The 22406-nt window shown below is 47.3% G+C and carries 24 protein-coding genes; 3 read left to right on the top strand and 21 right to left on the bottom strand.

Annotated elements, in window-relative coordinates; genetic code table 11:
* Nucleotides 1–39: 39 nt before the first annotated feature.
* From HQ865_RS03500 to HQ865_RS03460, 9 genes are all read right to left on the bottom strand, one after another.
* A complete protein-coding gene (locus HQ865_RS03500; protein WP_173413555.1) occupies nt 40–456 on the bottom strand; it encodes a c-type cytochrome in 417 nt (138 codons plus the stop codon).
* A 34-nt stretch (nt 457–490) separates the two neighbouring features.
* On the bottom strand, nt 491–1543 hold the full coding sequence (locus HQ865_RS03495) for a sugar phosphate isomerase/epimerase family protein (RefSeq protein WP_173413554.1): 1053 nt from the start codon (nt 1541–1543) through the stop codon (nt 491–493).
* 7 nt (nt 1544–1550) lie between these two features.
* Nucleotides 1551–2702, bottom strand: coding sequence for a Gfo/Idh/MocA family protein (locus HQ865_RS03490; RefSeq protein WP_237073738.1), 1152 nt, complete (start codon nt 2700–2702; stop codon nt 1551–1553).
* A 419-nt stretch (nt 2703–3121) separates the two neighbouring features.
* On the bottom strand, nt 3122–3898 hold the full coding sequence (locus tag HQ865_RS03485; RefSeq protein WP_173413553.1) for a 3-keto-disaccharide hydrolase: 777 nt from the start codon (nt 3896–3898) through the stop codon (nt 3122–3124).
* 22 nt (nt 3899–3920) lie between these two features.
* Nucleotides 3921–4799 (bottom strand): TIM barrel protein, encoded by an 879-nt coding sequence (locus tag HQ865_RS03480; protein WP_173413552.1) that lies wholly within the window; start codon nt 4797–4799, stop codon nt 3921–3923.
* Nucleotides 4800–4835: 36 nt separating this feature from the next.
* Nucleotides 4836–5729 (bottom strand): hydroxypyruvate isomerase family protein, encoded by an 894-nt coding sequence (locus tag HQ865_RS03475; protein WP_173413551.1) that lies wholly within the window; start codon nt 5727–5729, stop codon nt 4836–4838.
* Between the two features lie 30 nt (nt 5730–5759).
* Nucleotides 5760–6326, bottom strand: a complete 567-nt coding sequence (locus HQ865_RS03470) for a gluconate 2-dehydrogenase subunit 3 family protein (RefSeq protein ID WP_173413550.1) — start codon at nt 6324–6326, stop codon at nt 5760–5762.
* 32 nt (nt 6327–6358) lie between these two features.
* Nucleotides 6359–7825 (bottom strand): Gfo/Idh/MocA family protein, encoded by a 1467-nt coding sequence (locus tag HQ865_RS03465; protein ID WP_173413549.1) that lies wholly within the window; start codon nt 7823–7825, stop codon nt 6359–6361.
* A gap of 21 nt (nt 7826–7846) precedes the next feature.
* The gene (locus HQ865_RS03460; RefSeq protein ID WP_173413548.1) at nt 7847–9523 is read right to left on the bottom strand and encodes a GMC oxidoreductase; all 1677 of its coding nucleotides are present in this window, start codon (nt 9521–9523) and stop codon (nt 7847–7849) included.
* Between the two features lie 314 nt (nt 9524–9837).
* On the opposite strand from HQ865_RS03460, the gene HQ865_RS03455 reads away from it, so the two are divergent.
* Nucleotides 9838–10161, top strand: coding sequence for an ArsR/SmtB family transcription factor (locus HQ865_RS03455; protein WP_173413547.1), 324 nt, complete (start codon nt 9838–9840; stop codon nt 10159–10161).
* Nucleotides 10158–10649, top strand: coding sequence for an SRPBCC family protein (locus HQ865_RS03450; protein WP_173413546.1), 492 nt, complete (start codon nt 10158–10160; stop codon nt 10647–10649). Before HQ865_RS03455 ends, HQ865_RS03450 begins: the two co-directional genes overlap by 4 nt.
* Nucleotides 10650–10725: 76 nt before the next feature.
* Here HQ865_RS03450 and HQ865_RS03445 read toward each other — a convergent pair whose 3' ends face one another.
* Genes HQ865_RS03445 through HQ865_RS03435 form a run of 3 tightly spaced genes read right to left on the bottom strand, consistent with a single transcriptional unit; the run spans nt 10726 to nt 12759 of the window.
* Entirely contained in the window at nt 10726–11541 is an 816-nt protein-coding gene (locus HQ865_RS03445; protein WP_173413545.1) for a hypothetical protein, read from the bottom strand.
* A gap of 16 nt (nt 11542–11557) precedes the next feature.
* Entirely contained in the window at nt 11558–12484 is a 927-nt protein-coding gene (locus HQ865_RS03440) for a hypothetical protein (RefSeq protein ID WP_173413544.1), read from the bottom strand.
* Complete coding sequence (locus tag HQ865_RS03435) at nt 12481–12759, bottom strand: hypothetical protein (protein WP_173413543.1); 279 nt, start codon at nt 12757–12759, stop codon at nt 12481–12483. Before HQ865_RS03435 ends, HQ865_RS03440 begins: the two co-directional genes overlap by 4 nt.
* Nucleotides 12760–13174: 415 nt before the next feature.
* Between HQ865_RS03435 and HQ865_RS03430 the strand changes: the two genes are divergently transcribed.
* Nucleotides 13175–13813 carry an START domain-containing protein gene (locus HQ865_RS03430; RefSeq protein ID WP_173413542.1) on the top strand — a complete coding sequence of 213 codons (639 nt, stop codon included), beginning with the start codon at nt 13175–13177 and terminating at the stop codon, nt 13811–13813.
* A 21-nt stretch (nt 13814–13834) separates the two neighbouring features.
* Here HQ865_RS03430 and HQ865_RS03425 read toward each other — a convergent pair whose 3' ends face one another.
* From HQ865_RS03425 to HQ865_RS03380, 9 genes are all read right to left on the bottom strand, one after another.
* Complete coding sequence (locus HQ865_RS03425; RefSeq protein WP_173413541.1) at nt 13835–14017, bottom strand: hypothetical protein; 183 nt, start codon at nt 14015–14017, stop codon at nt 13835–13837.
* 151 nt (nt 14018–14168) lie between these two features.
* On the bottom strand, nt 14169–15071 hold the full coding sequence (locus HQ865_RS03420) for a helix-turn-helix domain-containing protein (RefSeq protein WP_173413540.1): 903 nt from the start codon (nt 15069–15071) through the stop codon (nt 14169–14171).
* A gap of 67 nt (nt 15072–15138) precedes the next feature.
* On the bottom strand, nt 15139–15951 hold the full coding sequence (locus tag HQ865_RS03415; protein WP_173413539.1) for an SDR family oxidoreductase: 813 nt from the start codon (nt 15949–15951) through the stop codon (nt 15139–15141).
* 102 nt (nt 15952–16053) lie between these two features.
* Nucleotides 16054–16995, bottom strand: a complete 942-nt coding sequence (locus HQ865_RS03410; RefSeq protein ID WP_173413538.1) for a sterol desaturase family protein — start codon at nt 16993–16995, stop codon at nt 16054–16056.
* Entirely contained in the window at nt 16982–18433 is a 1452-nt protein-coding gene (locus HQ865_RS25920; protein ID WP_178126374.1) for an HAD-IIIA family hydrolase, read from the bottom strand. Before HQ865_RS25920 ends, HQ865_RS03410 begins: the two co-directional genes overlap by 14 nt.
* Before the next feature lie 12 nt (nt 18434–18445).
* Nucleotides 18446–19249, bottom strand: a complete 804-nt coding sequence (locus HQ865_RS03395) for an SDR family oxidoreductase (RefSeq protein WP_173413537.1) — start codon at nt 19247–19249, stop codon at nt 18446–18448.
* Nucleotides 19250–19252: 3 nt separating this feature from the next.
* Nucleotides 19253–20596, bottom strand: a complete 1344-nt coding sequence (locus HQ865_RS03390) for an aminotransferase class III-fold pyridoxal phosphate-dependent enzyme (RefSeq protein WP_173413536.1) — start codon at nt 20594–20596, stop codon at nt 19253–19255.
* Nucleotides 20597–20602: 6 nt separating this feature from the next.
* Nucleotides 20603–21541: a transketolase family protein gene (locus HQ865_RS03385; protein ID WP_173413535.1), complete on the bottom strand. Its 939-nt coding sequence runs from the start codon at nt 21539–21541 to the stop codon at nt 20603–20605.
* 3 nt (nt 21542–21544) lie between these two features.
* Nucleotides 21545–22405 (bottom strand): transketolase, encoded by an 861-nt coding sequence (locus HQ865_RS03380; RefSeq protein ID WP_237073737.1) that lies wholly within the window; start codon nt 22403–22405, stop codon nt 21545–21547.
* Nucleotide 22406 lies beyond the last annotated feature (1 nt).

Raw genomic sequence — 22406 nt, 5'->3', positions numbered from 1 at the left:
AGCAAAATTGATTAAAGGTTTATAATTGGTTTGGTTGGTTTATTTCTGCGTAAGGATGTACTCTACCATAGCTTTGGCATCATCCTTAGATACAGAGGGGTGCGGGGTCATGGCCACATCGCCCCAGCTGCCGCTACCGCCCTTAATTACTTTATCGGCCAGTTTGTCTACATCGGCCGATGTGTATTTGGCGGCGATATCCTTAAGCGAAGGACCAACCAGCTTAGTATCATATTTATGACAGGTATTGCAATCGGCCGATGCCATCAGGCTTTCGCCTTTTGAGGTGCCGCCAACGGCTTCGGTACCATTTTTAGCGCCGGCTGTATCGGTACTTGAGTTTTGCGCTACAGCATCCTGTTTGGTATTGGTAGTATCGCTGCCGCTGTTGCTTGATTTACCGCCGCAAGCCGCGATAGCTAAAGATAAAGAAAGAATTAAAATAGACTTTTTCATTAGTTGTTATTGGGGTGTTGTATTTCTGTTTCTGTTATATACCTAAAGTTTTACGGTTCAATGCCTCATCCGCGCCCGACGCCGCAAAATCGTCAAACGCTTTATCAGTTACCCTGATGATGTGGTCTTTTATAAATTGCGCGCCTTCGCGTGCGCCATCCTCGGGGTGCTTTAACGCGCACTCCCACTCCAGTACCGCCCAGCCCGGGAAATCGTATTGTGCCATTTTGCTAAAGATCGATTTAAAATCAACCTGCCCGTCGCCCAGCGAACGGAAGCGCCCGGCACGGTCTACCCAGTTTTGATAGCCACCGTAAACGCCCTGACGGCCTGTCGGGTTAAACTCCGCATCTTTTACGTGGAACATCTTAATTCGTTCGTGATAAATGTCGATATATTCCAAATAATCCAGGCATTGCAATATAAAGTGTGATGGATCGTACAATAAGCAAGCGCGTTTGTGCTGATCTACTTTATCCAAAAACATCTCGTAGGTGATGCCATCGTGCAGGTCCTCGCCGGCGTGGATCTCGTAACACAGGTCGATACCGTGGTCTTCGTATACATCCAAAATCGGTTTCCAGCGATTGGCCAGTTCGGTAAAGCAGGTATCAACAATACCTGCCGGCCTTTGCGGCCATGGGTATACCATTGGCCACAGCAAAGCCCCGCTAAATGTAACGCTGGCGGTTAAGCCCAGGTTTTGTGATGCCTTGGCGGCATATTTCAATTGCTGAACGGCCCATTCCTGCCGGGCTTTAGGATTATTACGATATTGCTCGGGCGCGAAACCATCGAACAGGTTATCATAAACCGGGTTTACGGCCACCAGTTGACCTTGCAGGTGGGTAGATAACTCGGTGATCTCTAATCCGGCGGCGTTAACGATGCCTTTTATCTCATCGGCATAGGTCTTGCTTTCGGCGGCCTTTTGCAGATCGATAAAACGCGGATCGCCGGTGGGCAATTGCACACCTTTAAAGCCTAAACCCGCTGCCCATTTGCAAATAGAATCCAAACTATTATATGGCGCTGTATCGCCAATAAACTGCGCTATAAATATGGCTGGTCCTTTAATTGTTTTCATAGGTTGATTATATTTTCAGGTCGATCCATTTCTGTTCAGACTTGCCCGATTCGATCACATGTTCGATAAAGGCCATACCGCGTACCCCTTCGGTAATTCCCGGATAATCCATCGATTCGGGTGATGGTTGCCTGCCTTCCAGTCCTCCATCTACACATTCGGCAAAGTTGCGGTACAGGTTAGCAAATGCTTCCAGGTATCCCTCAGGATGGCCTGGCGGCGTGCGGGTATTATGCTGCGCGAAACTGCTGGTATAACCCGCGCCGGTTCGCCATATCTCAGTTGGTTTATCCAGCCATTTCACCTGCAGGGTATTGGCATCGCACTGCTGCCATTCCAGCCCGCCGTGCTCGCCATATACGCGGATCTTTACGTTATTCTCTTCACCCGCAGCTATTTGGGTAGCCATCAGCACGCCGCTGGCGCCGTTAGATAGTTTAAGTAATACAGCACCGTCGTCATCCAGTTTGCGTCCTTCTACTACAATATTAATATCGGCGCAAAGCTTAGTTACCTGAAGGCCACTTACATATTCCAATAAGTTAAAAGCGTGGGTACCAATATCGCCCATAGCACCGGCAATGCCGCTTTGCTTAGGGTCGGTACGCCAGGTGGCCTGCTTGTTGCCGGTAGCTTCGGTAAACTGGCTCAACCAGCCTTGCGGATATTCTACATAAACCTTCCTCACCTTACCCAATTTACCGGAAGCCACAAATTGGCGGGCCTCCTTTACCATGGGGTAACCAGTATATGTATGCGTTAAGCAAAACAGCTTGCCACTGGTTGCAACTACTTTTTCCAGTTCAAGGGCTTCGGCTAAAGAAAAGGTCATGGGTTTATCCAATACTACGTGGAAACCGTTCTCCAAAGCCATCTTGGTTGGCGCGAAGTGTACGTGATTTGGCGTTACGATGCTGATCACCTGCGCACGCTCATTTTCCGGTAGTTGCTTTTCCTTTTCAATCAATTCAACATACGAACCATACGCCCGGCTTTCGGGGATGCCTAACAGTAGCCCGCTAGCTTTGCTCTTTTCGGCATCGCTGCTGAAAGCGCCGCAAACCAGTTCGTATTTATCATCAATACGGGCAGCTATACGGTGCACCGCGCCAATAAAAGCCCCGCTGCCACCGCCTATCATGCCTAATCTTAGTTTCATCAATTTAGTTTTTTATTAATCACTATTTAGTTCCCTCCCAAGGGAGGGGCGCGACGGACGGTGTTGTGGCAGGGAGGGGGTTTATAAGATTATATATCTCCTCTCTTTGGGCGTTGCCTCCGGCCCGGGCTTTCCGTTCCAAGTCCTCGCCTTGCCTTCCCGCATTTCCACTACACGCTGTGGGCTTTACACTGCAATCCCTAACGCGGGTTTGCTGCTCTGCCACCTCTTTACCCACCCCGACGTTGCTTCGCTCGCCGGCCCTCTCTTCGCTGCGCGGGCAGCCGGCAAGTTTTACAGTATTTGTCTGTAGCGAGGGGGTTCAAACCCCTCACTATGGTTATCAAATCCTCTCTTTTGCCGCAGGCAAGAGAGGGTGGTCCAGCGAAGCGTAGACCGGGTGAGTGATCGCCGCTTTGCTATTGCAAAGGCTTTATCTCCCTCACCCAAATATTCCTGAAGCTGATCGGTTCGCTTTTGTCGCCATGGGCCTGCAACTTTATCGGGCTGGCACCATGTGCTTGCGTGTATGCCGGCTGACCGATATATAAGGTCGGCCCCTTCAACTCAAAATTGTTTTGAACCAACACACCGTTAAACAAAACGGTAACCCGGGCCGGGCTTTTCAGGCTGCCATCTGTGTTAAATACCGGAGCTGTCCAGATCACATCGTACGTTTGCCATTCGCCAGGTTTTTTATTAGCATTGGCCAGCGGGATAGATTGCTTGTAGATGCTGCCTGCTTGTCCGTTGGTGTAGGTTTTGTTATTGTAGTTATCCAGCACCTGTAGTTCGTAACCGGCATCGCCCTTACCTATCGATGCTAAAAACACACCACTATTGCCGCGTGCCTGATCGCTGCCCGTAATGTTTTCGGGGATCTTCCACTCAATGTGCAGTTGGTAATCTTTAAAGGATTGTTTGGTTTCGATATTCCCGGCACCCTTGCTCACCTTCATGGTTCCGTTTTCTACCGTCCATTTAGCGGGGCTTTTATCATTGGTACTTACCCATTGATCCATGTTTTTGCCATCAAAAAGGATGATCGCGTCAGACGGGGGGGCGGTATTGGTAGCGCCGGGGGTAACTATAGGTGGCACTGGTGTATAAACTTCAGTGTCCTCGTGCTTAGCTTGCGCCGATGCGGTCATTAAACCAGCACCTAAGGCAAAAGCAAATAACAAATTACGTTTCATAGTCAGATGATTTGTATACAATTTATTTAAGCAGCGTATTTTTAATATAGGCCGCGCTTTGCGTAATGCTGGCATAAGCATCCATCCCGAAGTTTTCCTGCTCCATAAAGATGTGCTTCACGCCCGATAACTTCTGCTCGGTAAAGATCTTTTTAAAATCGATAGTACCCGAACCGATCTCGGTATTAATGCCATGGTTCTTTTTGTCCATATCCTTTACATGCCACATGCTGAAGCGGCCCGGGTGCTGTTGCATCAGTTTGATCGGGTCATGGCCGGCACGGACTACCCAATACAGGTCCATTTCAAAAGTAACCGACGGGTCGGTCTCCTTCAGCAGTACGTCGTATAACATGGTACCATTTATCGCTTCAAACTCGAAGTTGTGGTTATGGTATCCTGTTTTCAGGCCCGCGGCTTTGTTCATGGCAGCTATCTTGTTGATCTTTTGCGCGCAAGTACTAAAATCGGCTACGGTTTTGCGCCAGGTATCGTTCAAATACGGGATAACGATGGTAGTTTGCCCTAAAGCATGCGCGGCATCGATATAAGCCTTCTGATCGTCGGTTTTTCCCTTATCAAAAAATAGATCGGCACCGTAATGGCCGCTTGGCGAGGTAAGGCCGTTATCGCTCAATAACGATTTAAAATCCTTAGCGCTCAGTCCCCAGAACGATTTTTTAGTGGTATCATAACCAAAGGTCTCCACTTCTTTATAGCCGGCTTTGGCCACTTTGGCAATAGTGCCTTTTACATCTTTAGGCAAAAAATCGCGCATGGAATATAGCTGTATGCCCACCTTTAGGTTTGATGGCGCAGCCAAAAGCATACCGGGTTTGGCCAAAAGCATACCTGCTGACAGCATAGCGCTTTGCTTAAGGAAATCTCTTCTGTTATTCATTATATATAGTTAGATGGATTAATGGTTATTTATAAATTAAACATCGCAGATCTGGATAGCCTTTTTTAGCGATGCCATTTTATCCGGATTTTTTGGGATAAACTCCTGCGCTACGTAACCTTTAAAACCGGTGGCGGCTATGGCCTTCATAATAGCCGGATAATAGAGTTCCTGGGTTTCGTCGATCTCATTACGTCCGGGCACACCGCCGGTGTGGTAATGCGCGATGTACTGATGATTATCATTAATATTACGGATCACATCACCCTCGTCAATTTGCATGTGGTAGATATCGTAAAGCAACTTAAAATTCTCCGATCCTAAGCGTTTGCACAGTTCCGCACCCCACGATGTGCGATCGCACATGTAATCCTTATGGTTTACCTTGCTGTTCAGCAATTCCATCACCAGTACTACCTTATGTTTTTCGGCCAATGCAACCAGGGGTTTCAACCCTTCCACACAATTTTTCCAACCGGTTTCGTTATCCATGCCACGGCGGCTACCGCTAAAGCAGATCAGGTTGGTATACCCGGCCGCAGCCACTTTTGGGATCATCTCCGAATAGTTTTTTTGCAGTTGCGCGTGAAATTTAGGCTCGGCAAAACCATCGGTCAGGTTTATCTCGGCGCCATTACACATCGGCGAATCCAATCCGTGTTTTTTTAAAGTAGGCCAATCGGCTGGGCCAACCAGGTCGATACCTTTAATGCCCATTTTTGCGGCGTTAGCACACAAAGCGTCAACCGACATATCATTATAACACCACCGGCATACCGAGTGGTTAATGTTTCCTTTTAATGCCATATTGGTGTTATCCGGTTCGGCAGCTTCGCTTGTAAGCGATGACAGCATACCTGCCGCGCCTACCGCAACTGTGCCGGTAACCATGTTTTTTATCGCTGTACGGCGGTTTTGATTATTTGCCATTTGCTGATCAGGTTTTTTAGTTCAAATTAATTAGGTGGCCCAGGCTTTATCGCCTTTTTTATAAGGCAGGTTGCCATCATATCGCCCCGGAACAGGCACATAGCGCAATGCCTGCGTAGCACCTTCTTTTGATGTAAAGTAGCCCAACAAGGTCAACTCTTTCATCATACGGAAATAATGGTTCGGATCTTCCTTCTTTTTGGTTTTGGTATAATCCTTTTGTTCCTTGTCCAATTCGTTCAGCATTTCGGTACGCTGCGCGGGTGTGATGGTCATAAAATCGGCCTTATACTTAGCCTTAGAAACATCATCTATTTTTTTGATACCATCTAAAAATATAGCCTGGTCCTTATCGTTATAACAATCCTTCACCATAAAGGCCATAAATTGGCCGATATGCACGGCCTTGGCACCCGGTGTTTTAGTTGCAGGGATGATGGTATCGCCTATCTCATCAAGCAGCGCCACCTGCGCCTGGCTAAATAGTTCGTTATAGTTTTTTGGCGCGGTCACGCAACCGTTCAAAAAGAACTCGGCCCCAATTACCGTGCCGCCCATCAACAGGGCCACCCTCGAAATAGCTTCTCTTCTGTTCATATATTGATATTGATATGATTAGCTTTTGTTAATTATTCGCCCAGTTTCCAGCCTTGCCTGTAGGTGCGTTTTACGTATTGGTTAGCCTCGTCAACATTGGTTACCTTCATGTTGTCGTTATCCCAAACCAGTTTGGTGTTGCGGCCAGGATAATTGAAGCCTTTACCATCGGCCTTAGGCACACGGATCTCATGACCACGGATTGCCAGGTTAGCCATCAGCAAGCACTCGGTAAGCGGACCAGCTTTATCAAACGATGAGCTTAATTCTGTTTTACCATGACCGGCAATACAACCTTCAACCCATTGCGCGTAGTGGCCGTTGGCGCTGCCCGGTACCCTTGCCAATGTTTGTTTAACGTGCACCTGTTCGGTACGCGATGTTGGCAACAGCTTCGGATTTTCGGCATAGCAACCAGCTATCATTTTACCTTTGGTACCTACAAACAGGATACCGTTGCCCTCATTATCGCCAAATACTTCGTTAGGGCCTAATTCGGCAGGGCGTTCGGGTTGGATACCGCCGTCCATCCAGTGCAGGGTAACATCTCCTTTGGTTTTATTGGTTTTAGGGAAGGTAAGCGTAGCATGGCTTGATGGCGGGCAACTATCAGGGAAGTAGCCCTGTTTAAACTCGCCTACATATACGCTGCCTACGCTGGCCTGCACATCGCGGGCATACTTCAGGTTCAGCACGCTGAAAGGGGCCTCAACAATGTGGCAACCCATATCGCCTAAGGCGCCGGTTCCGTAATCCCACCAGCCGCGCCAGTTAAACGGCACCAGGTTATCTACGTAATCTTTTTGCGGCGCGGTACCCAACCACAGGTTCCAGTCTAAGGTAGCTGGTACCTGCTTTGGCGTGCTTGGCCATGGGATGCCTTGCGGCCATACGGGGCGGTTGGTCCAGCAGTATACAGTATGTACATCGCCGATAACGCCGGCATTATACCACTCCATCAACTGGCGCACACCATCGCCCGATGAGCCCTGGTTGCCCATTTGGGTTACCACCTTGTAGCGCTCGGCAGCTTTAGTTAAAGCGCGGGCTTCGTACAGGTCATGTGTCATTGGTTTTTGCACATAAACGTGCTTGCCCAACTGCATAGCGCCAAGGGTTACAATGGCGTGGTTATGATCGGGCGTTGATATCGAAACGGCATCGAAGTTCTTCGACTCTTTATCGAACATCTCGCGCCAGTCTTTATAAAATTTAGCTTTAGGGAATGCTTTAACCGATGCAGCCGCGCGCACCTCATCTACATCGCACAGGAAAGCGATCTCGGCCTTGCCGCTTTTGTAGAAATTGGCAATATCACTTTGGCCCTTACCGCCAACACCCACACCGGCAATCAACAGTTTATCGCTTGGCGCGGTAAAGCCCTTGCCGCCCAGCACAAAACGGGGCACTATCATAAAACCGGCAGCAGCAATGGCGCTGTTCTTTATAAAATCGCGCCTCGAATTATCTTTAGGCTGCTCTGTAGCTTCATTTTTCATATAAGGTCTTTTTTATTTTGATTAGATGTTTCTGTTCTTTAATTCGCCAACGGCATGATCTACCGCGCGGGCGGTTAATGCCATATAGGTTAACGATGGGTTTTGGCATGCTGCCGATGTCATACAGGCGCCATCGGTAACATAAACGTTCAGCGCGTCCCAAACCTGGTTGTGTTTATTCAGTACCGATGTTTTTGGATCTAAACCCATACGTGCGGTGCCCATCTCGTGGATGCCCGCGCCCAGGGTGTAGCCGTTATCAAACGATTTTACGTTTTTAACACCGGCCTTCTCCAGCATCTCTACCGCGTCGGCCATCATATCAACGCGCATTTTTTGCTCGTTTTCTTTTATTTCGGCATCGATAGCTAAGGTTGGCAGGCCCCATTTATCCTTATTGGTATGGTCTAAAGTGATCTTATTATCGTGGTAAGGCAAGGTCTCGCCAAAGGCGGTGATGCCCATACCCCACTGGCCCGGTTCGGTCAGCGCCTCCTTAAAGTCTGCACCGATGCCCATTTCGGCAATCTCCCGGCTCCAGCCTTTTCGGCTCGCGCCGCCCTGGTAGCCGAAGCCGCGCAGGTAATCGCGTTTATCGCCAAACAAATTGCGATAGCGTGGCACATAAATGCCGTTGGCACGGCGACCGTAATAATACTTATCATCATAACCTTCCATCTCGCCGCTGGCACCCAGTTTAAAGTGGTGGTCCATCAGGTTATGGCCCAGTTCGCCACTGCTGCTGCCCAGGCCACCTTCCCAAACATCAGTAGCCGAATTCATCAGCACCCAGGTTGAGTTAAGTGTAGAGGCGTTCACGAAGATCACTTTGGCAAAGTATTCGTAAGTTTTGTTGGTTTCAGCATCAATGATCTCTACGCCCCTGGCCTTTTTGGTATCCTTATCGTACAAAATTTTGGTAACGATAGAGAACGGACGCAGTTTTAAATTACCGGTAGCCCTGGCTGCCGGCAGGGTTGCCGACTGTGTGCTGAAGTACCCGCCGAACGGACAACCCAGTGCGCATTTATTGCGGTACTGGCAATTGGTGCGGCCATTGTGCGGCACGGTGATATTAGCCGTACGACCAATGATCATATGCCTGTCTTTATAAGCGGCTTTGATACGGGCGGCCACATCTTTCTCAACAATGTTCATTTGCATGGCAGGCATGAAATCGCCATCAGGAAGTTGTGGCAAGCCTTCAAGCGAACCACTGATGCCGGCAAATTTTTCTACATGGCTGTACCATGGGGCCAGGTCTTTATAACGGATCGGCCAATCAACAGCGATGCCATCCTTGGCGTTCCCTTCAAAATCAAAATCGCTCCAGCGGTATGATTGGCGCCCCCACATCAGCGAACGGCCACCTACATGATATCCACGAAACCAATCAAATGGTTTAGTTTCGGTATACGGGCTTTCTTTTTCGTTAACCCAGTAATCAAGATTGGCTTCGCTTAGCACATAATCGCGTTTCAGCACCGGGTGATCATTGATCATTTGCTGGGTACGGCTTCCATGATGAGGTATTTCCCATGGATCTTTATTGGCATTCACATATCCCTTAATGTGTTCGATATCTTTGCCACGCTCCAGCATTAGGGTTTTTAAGCCTTTCTCCGTCAGTTCTTTAGCGGCCCATCCGCCTGATATTCCAGACCCGATAACTATCGCGTCGAATACGTTTTCAGCCATATATAAAAGGTTATAAAGAGGTTAATTATTATAGGGAGATGTAAATATATTGCTTTTTTCTAATTAGCAACATTGGTAACAAAATGGATACAATTGCCCATGTAATTGTATCATGTACACTTAGTTCAAAAGGATGGATTTTATGCTGATATCCGATAAAAAAATATCAAAATAAGGCACTATAGTACCATGGAGAATATCATGTACATACAATAGTGTCGCATGCTGACAAAAATAAATTTTCAAATAAAACTTGCAACCAATTGATTGCATTAATATATTTGCAACCATATAGTTGCAAGAAATACTACAAAATGACCAGACGAGACGTATTCCAGGGCATTGCCGACCCCACCCGCCGCATGATACTGGCTTTGCTGGCTTTACAAGCCATGACACCCAATGCCCTTGCCGAACGCTTTGACAGTACCCGGCAGGCGGTATCCAAACACGTCGGCATACTAACCGAGTGTGGCCTGGTTACACAGCAACACCAGGGGCGTGAGATATATTATCATTTAAACACCAATAAAATGAAGGAAGTAGATGCATGGCTGGAACCGTTCCGCAAGATGTGGGACGACAAGTTTAACGAGTTAGAGAACGTATTAAATAACCTTAAAAACAAAAACCAATGATGAACATGAATGAAACAAAGATCAGCAAAGCCGCATCGGGCAAAGCGCTGATCGTAACACGCGACATTAACGCACCTGTAGATGCTGTTTGGCGCGCCTGGACCGAGGCCGAACTGCTTGACCAATGGTGGGCGCCAAAACCATGGAAGGCCGTTACCAAAAGAATGGACTTTACCGAAGGTGGCCAATGGTTTTATAAAATGACCGGCCCCGATGGCGAAGGCCAATGGTGCCTGGTAGATTTTGGTACGATAGATCCCGGCAAAAGCTTTACCGCTACCAGCGTTTTTGCTGATGAGGATGGCAACAAAGCCCCCGGTTTCCCTAATATGTACTGGAAGAATGAGTTCACTGCTACGGCTACCGGTACTACAATAACCGTAGAAATGTCATTTGACAGCGAAGCGGAACTGGAGCAAATTGTGGGCATGGGTTTCAAAGAAGGCTTTACCATGGCCCTTGGCAACCTGGACGAATTGCTGGCTTAAGCAATACCGCATCAATAAAAAAAAGCGTGGCGCAAAAAGATACACCACGCTTTTTTATTGATACCCGTTTAAATCACTATTTACCATCGCCGGCATTACCGCCGTTACCGCCGCCCCCCGGTGGCGGATTTCCGCCATTACCCGCACCGCCGCCGGCTGCACCGCCAACTTTAGCCGGATCATACTTACCCAATATAAAACCTGCTATGGCCGAAATGATTGCCGCCAGTTCCTTACCTTCCAGTATATTTAATACCCCGAACAGAATAATTGAAATAATAAGCGAAAACAACGTGATAAATTGTAAACCACTCTCGCCCATTAATAGCGATGCCAGATTGTTATTATCACTCCGGAACAAGATGTAAAAGAAGCCTCCGATAATAATTGCCAGCAAACCGGCAAATATAAAAGAGGTCCACTGTCTGAAGTTTTGCTGCGATTGCTCAATATTCATCCGGTTGTTTATCACCTTGGTTATCTTGGCAATATCAGCGTTTATCTTTTCGATGTTCTTTTTGCTGGTTTCTACATTGCCCTTCACCGTCTTCATGGCGTTGTTATAACTATTGGTCAACGCTTCCCTTTTTTGCGTATCGGGGTATGTCGCCGGGTTTTCCAGGTTCACTGCCATTGGCGTGTAGATCTGCAGCAGGTTTTTGTTGGTATTTAAATTATCGGTCTGTGCGCCCAGGTCGCCCTGTAATTTGGTGATCATAGATGTCAGGTCGATATATGAAACATTAGGGCCGATATCACCTATCTGTGCAACGGCATCAACCGTTTGATTGGAAGCCAGATCGAGCGGGAGCGTATAAGTAGCAGCCGGGGTTTGGGCAAAAATTCTGACCGCTGTAATAAGCGCTGCCAATAGTGTAAATAGCTTTTTCATGATTAAAGGTTTAAGGTTATATTTTTAGCTTTATACCTAAAGCCAGCATTTTTGTACGGGTAAAATTGCTGCTGGGATCTTCTCCCTCGCTATAATCAAGGCCTAAACCCAGGTTGCCTTTGCCATCAGGATAAATATTTGCCCCAATAGATAACCAATGCACATTACCCATGTTGTACAAATTATCGTTCAATACCTTACGGAAGGTATAATCGATAGTGATCTGCATAAAATTGTACTGATAGCGCGATATCGGGTTTAACTCGGCATAAAAACGATTGGCCCAAAAGCTGGCCTTCTGGCTGCCTTTATTAATGCTGTTGTAGTATTCGAGGCCGGTATAGGGATAATATTTAAAAATTACCGCCTTGGTATCGTTTCGCACAGGCGCGCCCGGTTCAAAATTATGCGAACCGCTGAATGACAGGAAGCCTTTGGTCTGCGTTGTTTCCAGCGATTTTACCAGATCGTTCTTATAATCAAACGAACCGGTTATAAACGGATGCGCCCACCAATGATTGGCCACACTCACCAAAAATTCGGTATTGATGCCGCCGGTCAGGTTATTTTTCTTCTTGTCATCCTTGTCGATGCTGTTTTTATGCCATTCAAACTTGGGATAAAATACCAGGCTGGTGTGGCCGGTTTGTAACAGATCAAGTTCGGATACCCTGACAGCCATATCTAAAACGGTGTAGTACAGCTTGTTCTCGTAATCATTATTCCAAAGGATGCTGGCGGGTTTAGCTTCTTCTTTAGCGCCATCAAATGATCGCCGCAAGGCAATATTGCTTTTTGCCAGCGCCGCGCTTATTTTACCAATACCACGCACAAAATTGGGGATACTGTCGGTATGCGCATGATGAGTTGTATCACTGTAATTATTGGCCGATGCCTTAACTGTTAAGAACACCAGCGCTGTTAAGATCAACCGCGTTTTCATGCTGCTACCCCTAACCTTTCACATACTAATGCTATCAGCTTTTTAACCGTAAGTCCACTGGCTTTTACTTCCTGTGAGGTAATGGTAGCGCCCGCTAAAATATCTTCCATATATTCCCTTAGCGTAATAGCTATAAAGCCCAATGCAGTGGAATCGAGATTAAGCGGAAACTCGGTTAGCTTTTTGGTGTAATCGGTAATGTCTTCAGGATCGAGGTTGGCCTTTTCTGCAAGGATAGCGATCACTTTTGCAGTTACTTCTTCAATAGTTGGCATAATTAATAAAATTTAAGGTCTAAGAATAAGGATATGCTTTAATGCGAATATCCTGTTAATTACCTGCAAGTTAAAGATTAACTTATGCCATATTATACCGTAAAAACACGGTATTTTAATGCGTTAATTATGAAAATGAAAGAGCGACAGGCAGCAGGTGAACATTGATGGGGAGTTGAACCCCGGCTGTGCTAGCAGCCTTCGACCGGACGAAGTATCAGCAGCTTACGGCATCATTCAAAGCCCCCGCCCCCTAAAGGGGGAGAGCCATTTTAAAATCCCTCCTTTTGTTTTTGTTGACGATACAAAGGTTGAGCGGCACTGCGCAGTGTATTTGCGCAGTAAAAAATATTTTAAAATATTTTTTACTTTTTAATGAAACTAAAAGAATATCAAGTGTGTACTTTTAAAATTGATGCGCAAAATTATAACCCTTTCCTTTTTATTGTTTGGCTTTTTATGGGCCAGCGGACAATCGTGGCAGCTGAACAGCGAGACAAATGGTATTAAGGTTTATACCGCGTCGGTACCCGATTCGAAGGTAAAAGCCATTAAAGTAGAATGTTACTTTGATGCCACCCTTGCCCAACTGGTTACCGTATTACTTGATGTTAAAACATGTACCGAATGGGTTTACAGCACCAAAAGCTGCACGCTGCTGAAGCAGGTATCCCCGTCAGAACTATATTATTATTCGGAAGTAAACATTCCCTGGCCTGCCCAAAACCGCGATTTTGTGGCGCATTTGGTGGTAACGCAAAACCCCGAAACCAAAGTTGTTTATGTTGATGGCCCAGTGGTGCCGGGCATGGTGCCTGTTAAAAAGGGAATTGTACGGATAGAGCATTCAACGGGAAAGTGGGTGATCAGCCCGGTAGGGACTAACCGGGTACACGTGGCGTACACGCTGCAGGTAGATCCCGGTGGCGCTATCCCCGCCTGGCTGGTAAATATGTTCGCGGCTAATGGCCCTACGCAAAGCTTTAGCAAATTGCGGTCGCAAGTGCAAAAGCCGGTCTATAAGGAAGCATCGCTTCCATTTATTAAAAATTGATATAAGACCGCGGCAATTTTATTAAAAGCACACCGGCCCCTGGCTGCTGCCAAACGGGAATTTATTAACCCTGCCATGCGTGTAATGATCGCACACCTTATGGTCGCGGTACATTTTTTGGCCTGTAATGGGTTGAATTTGCAATGCCGGGTTACCGGTTTCAGTCTTAACAGGCTGAGCAATTAAAATGTCATTCTTCTTCATAACATTTTCCCTCCTGAAAATTTTAGGTTTATAGCAATTACTATATAAAGTTACGCAGCAAACCCGCTCATTTGCAAGGTTTTTTAAAAGAAAATTTACCATAAAGAAAACCCGGCATCCCACAGTTAAAAAACACCGGTAATTGCCGCCATTAATTCAGCCCGCGATATTCGCTGGGAGATTTCCCTGTTTTAGATTTAAATATTTTGGTAAAGTGTGATGGATGTTCAAAGCCAAGGTCATAAGCAATTTCGCTGATGGAATTATTAGTGCCCCATAACATCGATTTCGCCTTATCTATCATTTCCAGGTGGATATGCTCCTGGGTGGTTTTGCCGGTAAACTTGTTCAGCAGGTCGGATAAATAATGCGGCGATAGGTTCAGCCGCGACGCGAAGTATTTTACGCCGGGCAAACCGGCCTCTATCAATGTATCCTGTAAAAAATATTCCTTCAACAATTTTTCAAACTGCTGCACTACATCCGAATTTACTTTGGCCCGGGTGTAAAACTGGCGATCGTAAAAGCGATTGCAATAATTCAGCAGTAGTTCAATATTACTCACAATAAGGCCCTGCGAATGTTTGTCGAGGTTTTGGGAGTATTCGCGCTCTATTTTCGCTACGCAATCTTTAATGATCAGCTTCTCTTCTTCCGAAATATGCAGCGCCTCGTTGGTTTCATAATTAAAAAACGAGTATTGGTGGATCTTCCGGCCCAGATCTGTGCCATGGATCAGGTCGGGGTGAATAAACAACGCCCAACCCTCGTCAACCACCACATCGGGCCCTGGCGATATAACCTGCCATGGGGCAGTAAACATTAGCGAACCTTCGTTAAAATCATAATAGCCTTTGCCGTACTTCATGGTACCCTCAAACTTTTTGCACGAAATGGTATAAAAACCAAAACGGTAGAGCGTATCTGTCCGGGGCCGGCAAGCATAAAAATCGGCATGATCCACCAGGCTCACCAGCGGATGTTTGGGCGGCGTATACTGCACCAATTTGTGCATATCGCTGATGGATTGGAGATCGGTATATTGATCTGGCATGATTTTATAAAACTACTAATTAAAGTTTAGGCTGACCAAATTGCGGTCAGCCTAAACCTGTATCGATTTAAATGCCGGTTTGGGCGGCCATTTGTTTTTTAAAGCTCACATCGTCTGTTTGCTGGCGGTTTTGCAACAGTTGCGCGGCATCATGTCCTACAGGATAACGCAATTTTTCGGTACCATCGGTGGCCGCTTCGTATATCGCTTCGGCCACCTCGCCAATATTTTCAGACATTGGCCAGTGATCCAGCATGGTAATGAACCGATCGAACGATGGCTTGTAATCCTCCATACCATTTGCGCCAAACAGATCCATCGACCGGCCTGCAAACTCTGTTTTATAACCACCCGGTTCCACTATCTTCAATTGGATCCCCAGCGGGTTCAGTTCGTATTGCATCGATTCGGTTAAGCCTTCCATCGCGAATTTGGTGGCATGATAAAGCGATGAGAACGGGAACGTAACCCGGCCGCCTACAGAAGAAACATTGATGATAATGCCCGATTTTTGCCTGCGCAGAATGGGCAGCACCGCCTGCGTAACGGCGATCACGCCGAACAGGTTAACATCAAACTGTTGCTTGATCTGTTCTTCGGACGCGGCTTCAAGTGCGCCCATAGCCCCGTAGCCAGCGTTGTTTACCAATACATCAATTTGGCCAAACTTTTCTATCCCTGCCGAAATGGCGCTTTGGATACTTGCCTTATCGGTTACATCCAGCCTGGTCAATAACAGGCCATCTAATGGCGATAATTCCGTTTCTTTTTCCGGCGAACGCATGGTAGCTATTACATTCCAACCGTTATTATAAAATAGTTTAGCGGCCGATTTCCCAAACCCGGAAGAGGCGCCTGTTATTAATACTGTCTTTTTCATTTGCTTTAATTTTTAATTTCTAAAGCAAAGTTGCAGCGAATAGCACGGTCCGGCTTATACCTTTCTACCCATCACTTATACATTTGGGAGATATTTGCAGAATTACTGCTGAACAGCCTCCAAAGGTTCGGGTTGTACTACTTTAACCGGGGGCGATTGCGCGCTACCGTTGAATTTCTTCCAGTAGGCGATCAGCTTATTATTAATAGCCGGCCTTAAATTATAATATCGCTTAAACCACTTGTATCGGGTCAATTCCTTTTCATCGAAGCGCTTAATTGAAAACGCGTGCTGCAGGAAATAGTCTTTTGGATAATCGTAATACAGCCCCCAGTTCTCTGGCTTATCGCCCGGCGCGTGGCCCGGATCGTACACTGTACCGAATAAATGATCCCATATGGCAAACTTGGTAGAGAAGTTAGCGTGAAACACCTCCTGGTAGTTAGCGTGATGCCATAAATGCAATTCGGGCGAGTTGATGATGTATTTCAGCTTACCCAGCTTTACATTGATGTTGGCATGGATAAACAAGCCAAACATGGCATCCAGCATCGCCTTGACGGGTATCACCACCGGGTCGGCCCCTAACAAAATAATCGGTGCAAACTCAATGGTTTGATTGATAACGATCTCCATAATATGCGAACGCGAACCCGACAAAAAATCTACCTGCTTGCCCGAGTGGTGCGCCTCATGGATCCGCCAGAAAAACTTATTGGCATGCTGAAAACGATGGAACAGGTAGATGTACAGATCGTGCGTTATCAGGAAAAACAATACCTGTACCGCTACCGGCCAATCCTTCACAAACTGCCAATGCGACCAATCCAGGTTGCGGTTAACGGGTGCAATGATATAATCGAATATCAATATCTTCAGGAAATAGCTTTGGATCAGGGTGTACCACACCAGGTCAACCCAAAAACCCTCCCTGAAGAATGGCAATCCTTTGCGGTATGGCGCAAGCCGTTCCCACAAGATGATAATGATCATCCAACCGATGAGGATTGCCGTTGTAACAGTTAAGGTATCAGGCTTTGGCATTAAACACTTCGTGGTATTCTTTACTAATGTTTACGCGCAAACGCTTCATCGGCGCCAGTTCCGATTCGTATACTTTTTTTACGCCATCGCCTGCCGCGGTTTCCACATCCCTGATATCGCGCACCAAACGCTGTAAACCCTGCGGCTCAACAGAGGCGGCATGATCCGAACCCCACATGGCCCTGTCAAGGGTAAAATGCCTTTCTACAAAAGTAGCGCCCATGGCAACCGCGCCAACGGTAGTAGCCAAACCAGTCTCGTGCCCCGAATATCCCACAGGCATACCCGGGAATTTTTGCTTCAGGGTTTGGATCATCTTCAAGTTCAATTCTTCGGGCTTACATGGGTAGGCCGATGTAGAATGCGCCACAAAAACAGGGTAACCGGCATCGTACTGATGGACGAAGCTTAAGGCCTCTTCTATTTCCTTCATGGTAGACATACCGGTAGATAACATCAGCGGGCGGCCGGTTTCTAAAATACGGCCAATCAGCGCCAGGTCGGTTAACGAAGCTGATGCCAGTTTATAGATAACGGTATTAAACTGCTCCATAAAATCAACCGATGGCACATCCCATGGTGATACAAACCAGTCGATACCCAGTTTTTTGCAATACTGGTCGATAGCAGCGTATTCGGCAATGCCAAATTCGGTTTTGCGTTTATAATCGATATAGCTCATGCGGCCCCAGGGGGTATCGCGCATAATTTCCCACTGATCTTTAGGTACGCAAATTTCCGGTGTACGTTTTTGAAATTTCACCGCGTCGGCTTTGGCGGCCACGGCTTCGTCAATCAATTTTTTGGCAATCTCCAGCGAACCGTTGTGGTTGATACCGATCTCGGCTATCACATAGCAAGGCTGCCCCTCGCCTATTATACGACCAGTGTGCAGGGTTATGCTCCCACTTTTAGCAGGAATAGCTAAATTTACCACGCCGCTTTTAGCTTCGACGATCAACTCCGCAAATTCGCGGAAGCAGCCTTCGCCACCTTTAGCCTGGCAAATATGATCGGTCTGGGCTTTTATGCCCGAAAGCGCGTCGGCAGGGCAAGCCGTTAAGCCTACCAGCTTCATTACTTCCAAATCGTTATAATCATCGCCAATATAAGCGATCTCTTCTTGTTGCAGGTTCAGGCGGGTCATGATATCCTTCAGTACCGCCGGTTTATCCTTTACCAGCAGGTGCAATTCAGTGATCTGCAATTTCTCCGCCCTTTTTATAAGCGATGGCGATCTCTCGCCGGTAATTATCGCGGTATCAACACCTGCCAGTTTAAGCAGGCGCTCGCGGCCCATACCATCGCGGACATTGAATTTCTTTTCGCTTTCGCCCTGCGGGCCATAATATACACCGCCATCGGTTAAAACGCCGTCGCAATCGGTTATTAATAATTTTATACGGCTTGCTTTTTGTTGTAAGGTTTCGTTCATCATGTGTTTAAGTTTTTATATCGCTGTCCATCCGCCGTCTACTACCAGGTTAGCGCCGGTCATATAAGCCGATGCGTCGCTGGCCAGGAAGATCAGTGCCCCCTGGTAATCGGATGGGTTAGCCATGCGTCCTAATAATGTTTTTGCTGAATATTGCCCGATAAACTGTGTGGATTGTTCGTTCTCTACCCCGCCCGGCGATAGGGTGTTTACCCTTACGCCTTTATTGCCCCAGTACGAGGCCAAGAAGCGGGTAAAGTTCAGCACCGCGCCTTTGGTGATAGGGTAAGCGGCCGATTTGTAAAACACCTGCTCGCCCGCTTCATTTTTATAAATAGATTGATCGGGACCTACCATTCCATAGGTAGAGGCGATGTTGATGATACTGCCCCTCCCCTGCCGGGCCATTCGGGTACCAAATACCTGCGAGCAGAGGAACACGCCGGTAATATTCACATCCATCGATTTCTGTAAGGCATCTAAAGGATAATTCTCAAATGCCGATAACTCAGCTGCCATGGATGGCTTTTCGAACATATCGTTTATGGCCGCGTTGTTCACCAGGATATCAACAGTGCCAAATTCGTTCATGATGGCTTCCAGCACACCCGTTACCGACTGCTTACTTGTTACATCCATCACCATACCCTTGTGCTGTTGGCCCAGGTTGGCAGCCAGTTGTTTAACTGCCGGTTCGTTTACATCCGTAGCAATTACGTTAGCGCCTGACATAGCCAGCGCCTCGCAATGCTTGCGGCCCAGCAAACCGGTTGCCCCGGTTACTACTGCTATTTTCCCTTTTAACGAAAAGATCTCCATAGCTTAAAGCGCGGCCGGTTTTGGTTTAATATTATAATTATCCACTTTGCGGAAAACAGCCTCCAGCACTTCGCCTTTCAGGTAGCTTTTAATATCGCCACTTTCAATAGCTTCTTTTATTAGTGGCAGCACATCGCGGTAAGCCGATAAGGTATATTCAATATCCTGGTCGGTATGGCTATAGCACATGTTATGGAAACCTGCCCACAGGATGCCGCGTTTAATCATTTCCTGCTGCATCAGGGTTTTCAGTTCCAAACCGTTACCGGCAGCCGGGGTAAACGTAACCATGCTGCGGCAGTTAAAGCCAATGCAGCGGGTGTATTGATCCATGCCCAATTCAATAGCCAGGGCGTTATAACCATCTTTCAGCAGCGCGCCTTTTTCATCAAGATAGGCGGGAACATTTCTATCTCTTAATTCGTTGATGGTAGCTACACAAGCCGCCAGCGAAAGCGCCTCGCCACCGAAAGTGGTATAGCTAAAAACTTCGCTGTCAAACAGCGACATTACATCGTCCCTGCCGGTAAGCAATGCTATCGGCATACCGTTGGCACATGCTTTAGAGAATACGGCCAGATCGGCTTTTACATTAAAGTATTCCTGCGCGCCACCTAAAGCGATGCGGAAGCCGGTCCACATCTCATCAAAAATGAGCAGGGTACCGTTATCCTTACAAGCCTGTGCCAATTCCTGCAAAAAGCCAGGGGCCGGTGCTTCAAAAATGAATGGCTCTAAGATTAAAGCCGCTACGGTTTCATCTAAAGCCGCTTTAATCGATTCGATATCGTTGTACTGGAAAGTATAGGTCAGTTCCTGCGTAGCTTCGGGGATACCTGCATTGCGACTGGTTATGCCGATATACCAATCGTGCCAGCCGTGGTAGCCGCAGCAGAACACCTTATCGCGACCGGTAAAGGCGCGGGCCACACGGATGGCTGCCGAACAAACATCGGCGCCGGTTTTTGAGATCTTTACGGTTTCGGCATTGGGGATCACTTGTGTGATCAATTCCGACAATTCCACCTCCAGCGGGTGCATCAGCGAGAAGGTGATACCATCATTCAGTTGCTGCCTGATGGCATCATCAACAACCGGGTAGGCGTAGCCTAAAGAAATTGGGCCAATGGCCGAGTTAAAGTCGATGTATTCGTTGCCATCCACATCCCAAACGTGCGAACCGGCACCTTTAACGATGTATTTTGGTGCTACGCCTTTGGTAAACTGCCCCGGGCCTTTGGCCAGGGTTTGGGTAATGGGGTGCTGCACTTTCAGCGCGCGCTCATATAATTTGTCCGATTCGGTAATTACCGGGAAATCGTTATCTAATTTTATTTGATTAGCCATAATTTTTTATTCAGCAAATTCATTGATCTTTATTTCGGGCTGATTGCCAAGGGTTTGGTAGCCTAATATCTTTTCGGCTATTTGCTTGCCGGTAAAACCTTCGTAGTTCAGTACTTCGTTCAGCAAAGCCGGGCGGAACCATTTTTCTTCAAGGGCAACAGGCAATACATTGGCCGTGGCGCGGTGCTTCAGTAGCACCTCGGCCACGATAGTATAAAGGCCGCCGGTAACGAAATGATCTTCCAGCGTAACTACCATATTGCTTAACGCGACAGCTTGCAGGATGACTTGCTCATCAACCGGTTTCAGGCTGCGCATATTGATCAAGCCAACCGAAAGGCCCTCGTTTTTCAGCATTTCTACAGTAACCAAAGCCTGTTCGAACATCAGGCCATAGGTCAGTATGGTTACATCGCTACCTATGCTGATCACCTCGGCTTTGCCCCATTCAAATGGTGCATGCTCATGCGTGGTTTTACGGGTGTTAATGCGGGTGTACGCCGGTTGCGGAGCATCCCAGATCGCAGGCAGCATTTTCAGCAGGTCGTCTTCATCAGCTGGAGCAAATACGGTAAGGTTGGGAATACCACGCATAATCGATATATCCTCGATAGCCTGGTGCGTAGGCCCGTTAGCATCCGACAGGAAGCCGGGGATAAAACCACTCAGTTTTACCGGCAGATTGGCGATACCTACATCGGTACGCACAAACTCGAAGGCGCGCATGGTTAAAAACGCGGCAAGTGCATGTACCACCGGTACCCGTCCGCGCAATGCTAAACCGGCTGCAGCGCCTATCATGGTTTGTTCGGTAATACCGGTATCAATAAAACGTTTTCCCAAAATACCGGGCAGGTTGCGCACCAGTGCGCGGTTCTCTGCCGTCATTACCACCAGGTTATCATCGGCCAGCGCGGTTTGGGTTAGTAGTTCTTCGTAAGTCATATATTATCTTACTATTAAAGTTTCAGAAGTTAGTTGGGTAGTGTGGTTGCCGTGCAGTTCAAGCAGTAGCTGGTCTATCTCGTTGGCCGAGAAATTACAGAACCATCGGTCGGCACGTTCCTGTATGCTGGGCAGGCCTTTGCCGCGCATGGTATCGGCAATCACCACGTTAAATTTGCCGGGATGGAAGGGATAGGCGCCGAAAGCTTCGTGCAAGGCATCAAAGCTATGGCCGTTTATCCGCTTTACGGCGGCGCCAAAAGCCTCAAATTTATCAGTAAGCGGCTCTAATGGTATCAATTCCTCGGTGCGGATGTTAGCCTGGAACTGGTTGCGGTCTACCACAAAGATCAGGTTATCTAACTGATAAGCATTGGCTACCAGCATGGCTTCCCAGCAGGTGCCTTCGTTTAATTCGCCATCGCCCAAAATGCAAACAACCTTGTTTTCGCCACCGCGCATTTTTATATCCATCGCCACGCCAATAGCTACCGATGGCAGGTGACCTAAGGAACCCGAGTGAAACTCGATACCCGGAATTTTGGTATTAGGGTGCCAGTAAATATGATCGTGAATGGACAAGTGGTTTTGCAGGCGCTTTTTTTCCAGCAGGCCCAGCTCGGCCAGTGTGCCATAAAGCGCGGGCACATCATGCCCTTTGGAAAGAAAGAGGTAATCGCGATCGGGACTTTCTAAATTATCCGCATTGATATTTAAAAATTCAGTATACAGATAAACGATCAGATCGACCGCCGACAAGGACGCACCAATGAAGCAGCCGCCATCGGTAGACATACGGATGATATGCTCCCTTACATTTAGGGCAATGGCTTCCAACTGGTGTTTTTGATAGTTATTATTCAAT

Origin of the sequence: Mucilaginibacter mali (assembly GCF_013283875.1) — a bacterium.
In the GTDB taxonomy this organism is placed as follows: Bacteria; Bacteroidota; Bacteroidia; order Sphingobacteriales; family Sphingobacteriaceae; genus Mucilaginibacter; species Mucilaginibacter mali.
This window is presented reverse-complemented; position numbering and strand designations above follow the sequence as displayed.

Bases quoted from the DNA above. Each gene is read 5' to 3' on its own strand.
- HQ865_RS03475 (WP_173413551.1), bottom strand. From the start codon at position 5,729: ATGGCAAATAATCAAAACCGCCGTACAGCGATAAAAAACATGGTTACC.
- HQ865_RS03415 (WP_173413539.1), bottom strand. From the start codon at position 15,951: ATGAAAAAGACAGTATTAATAACAGGCGCCTCTTCCGGGTTTGGGAAA.
- HQ865_RS03420 (WP_173413540.1), bottom strand. From the start codon at position 15,071: ATGCCAGATCAATATACCGATCTCCAATCCATCAGCGATATGCACAAA.
- HQ865_RS03445 (WP_173413545.1), bottom strand. From the start codon at position 11,541: ATGAAAAAGCTATTTACACTATTGGCAGCGCTTATTACAGCGGTCAGA.
- HQ865_RS25920 (WP_178126374.1), bottom strand. From the start codon at position 18,433: ATGATGAACGAAACCTTACAACAAAAAGCAAGCCGTATAAAATTATTA.
- HQ865_RS03490 (WP_237073738.1), bottom strand. From the start codon at position 2,702: ATGAAACTAAGATTAGGCATGATAGGCGGTGGCAGCGGGGCTTTTATT.
- HQ865_RS03435 (WP_173413543.1), bottom strand. From the start codon at position 12,759: ATGCCAACTATTGAAGAAGTAACTGCAAAAGTGATCGCTATCCTTGCA.
- HQ865_RS03410 (WP_173413538.1), bottom strand. From the start codon at position 16,995: ATGCCAAAGCCTGATACCTTAACTGTTACAACGGCAATCCTCATCGGT.
- HQ865_RS03450 (WP_173413546.1), top strand. From the start codon at position 10,158: ATGATGAACATGAATGAAACAAAGATCAGCAAAGCCGCATCGGGCAAA.
- HQ865_RS03455 (WP_173413547.1), top strand. From the start codon at position 9,838: ATGACCAGACGAGACGTATTCCAGGGCATTGCCGACCCCACCCGCCGC.
- HQ865_RS03465 (WP_173413549.1), bottom strand. From the start codon at position 7,825: ATGAAAAATGAAGCTACAGAGCAGCCTAAAGATAATTCGAGGCGCGAT.
- HQ865_RS03395 (WP_173413537.1), bottom strand. From the start codon at position 19,249: ATGGAGATCTTTTCGTTAAAAGGGAAAATAGCAGTAGTAACCGGGGCA.
- HQ865_RS03430 (WP_173413542.1), top strand. From the start codon at position 13,175: ATGCGCAAAATTATAACCCTTTCCTTTTTATTGTTTGGCTTTTTATGG.
- HQ865_RS03385 (WP_173413535.1), bottom strand. From the start codon at position 21,541: ATGACTTACGAAGAACTACTAACCCAAACCGCGCTGGCCGATGATAAC.
- HQ865_RS03480 (WP_173413552.1), bottom strand. From the start codon at position 4,799: ATGAATAACAGAAGAGATTTCCTTAAGCAAAGCGCTATGCTGTCAGCA.
- HQ865_RS03390 (WP_173413536.1), bottom strand. From the start codon at position 20,596: ATGGCTAATCAAATAAAATTAGATAACGATTTCCCGGTAATTACCGAA.
- HQ865_RS03440 (WP_173413544.1), bottom strand. From the start codon at position 12,484: ATGAAAACGCGGTTGATCTTAACAGCGCTGGTGTTCTTAACAGTTAAG.
- HQ865_RS03460 (WP_173413548.1), bottom strand. From the start codon at position 9,523: ATGGCTGAAAACGTATTCGACGCGATAGTTATCGGGTCTGGAATATCA.
- HQ865_RS03425 (WP_173413541.1), bottom strand. From the start codon at position 14,017: ATGAAGAAGAATGACATTTTAATTGCTCAGCCTGTTAAGACTGAAACC.
- HQ865_RS03485 (WP_173413553.1), bottom strand. From the start codon at position 3,898: ATGAAACGTAATTTGTTATTTGCTTTTGCCTTAGGTGCTGGTTTAATG.
- HQ865_RS03500 (WP_173413555.1), bottom strand. From the start codon at position 456: ATGAAAAAGTCTATTTTAATTCTTTCTTTATCTTTAGCTATCGCGGCT.
- HQ865_RS03470 (WP_173413550.1), bottom strand. From the start codon at position 6,326: ATGAACAGAAGAGAAGCTATTTCGAGGGTGGCCCTGTTGATGGGCGGC.
- HQ865_RS03495 (WP_173413554.1), bottom strand. From the start codon at position 1,543: ATGAAAACAATTAAAGGACCAGCCATATTTATAGCGCAGTTTATTGGC.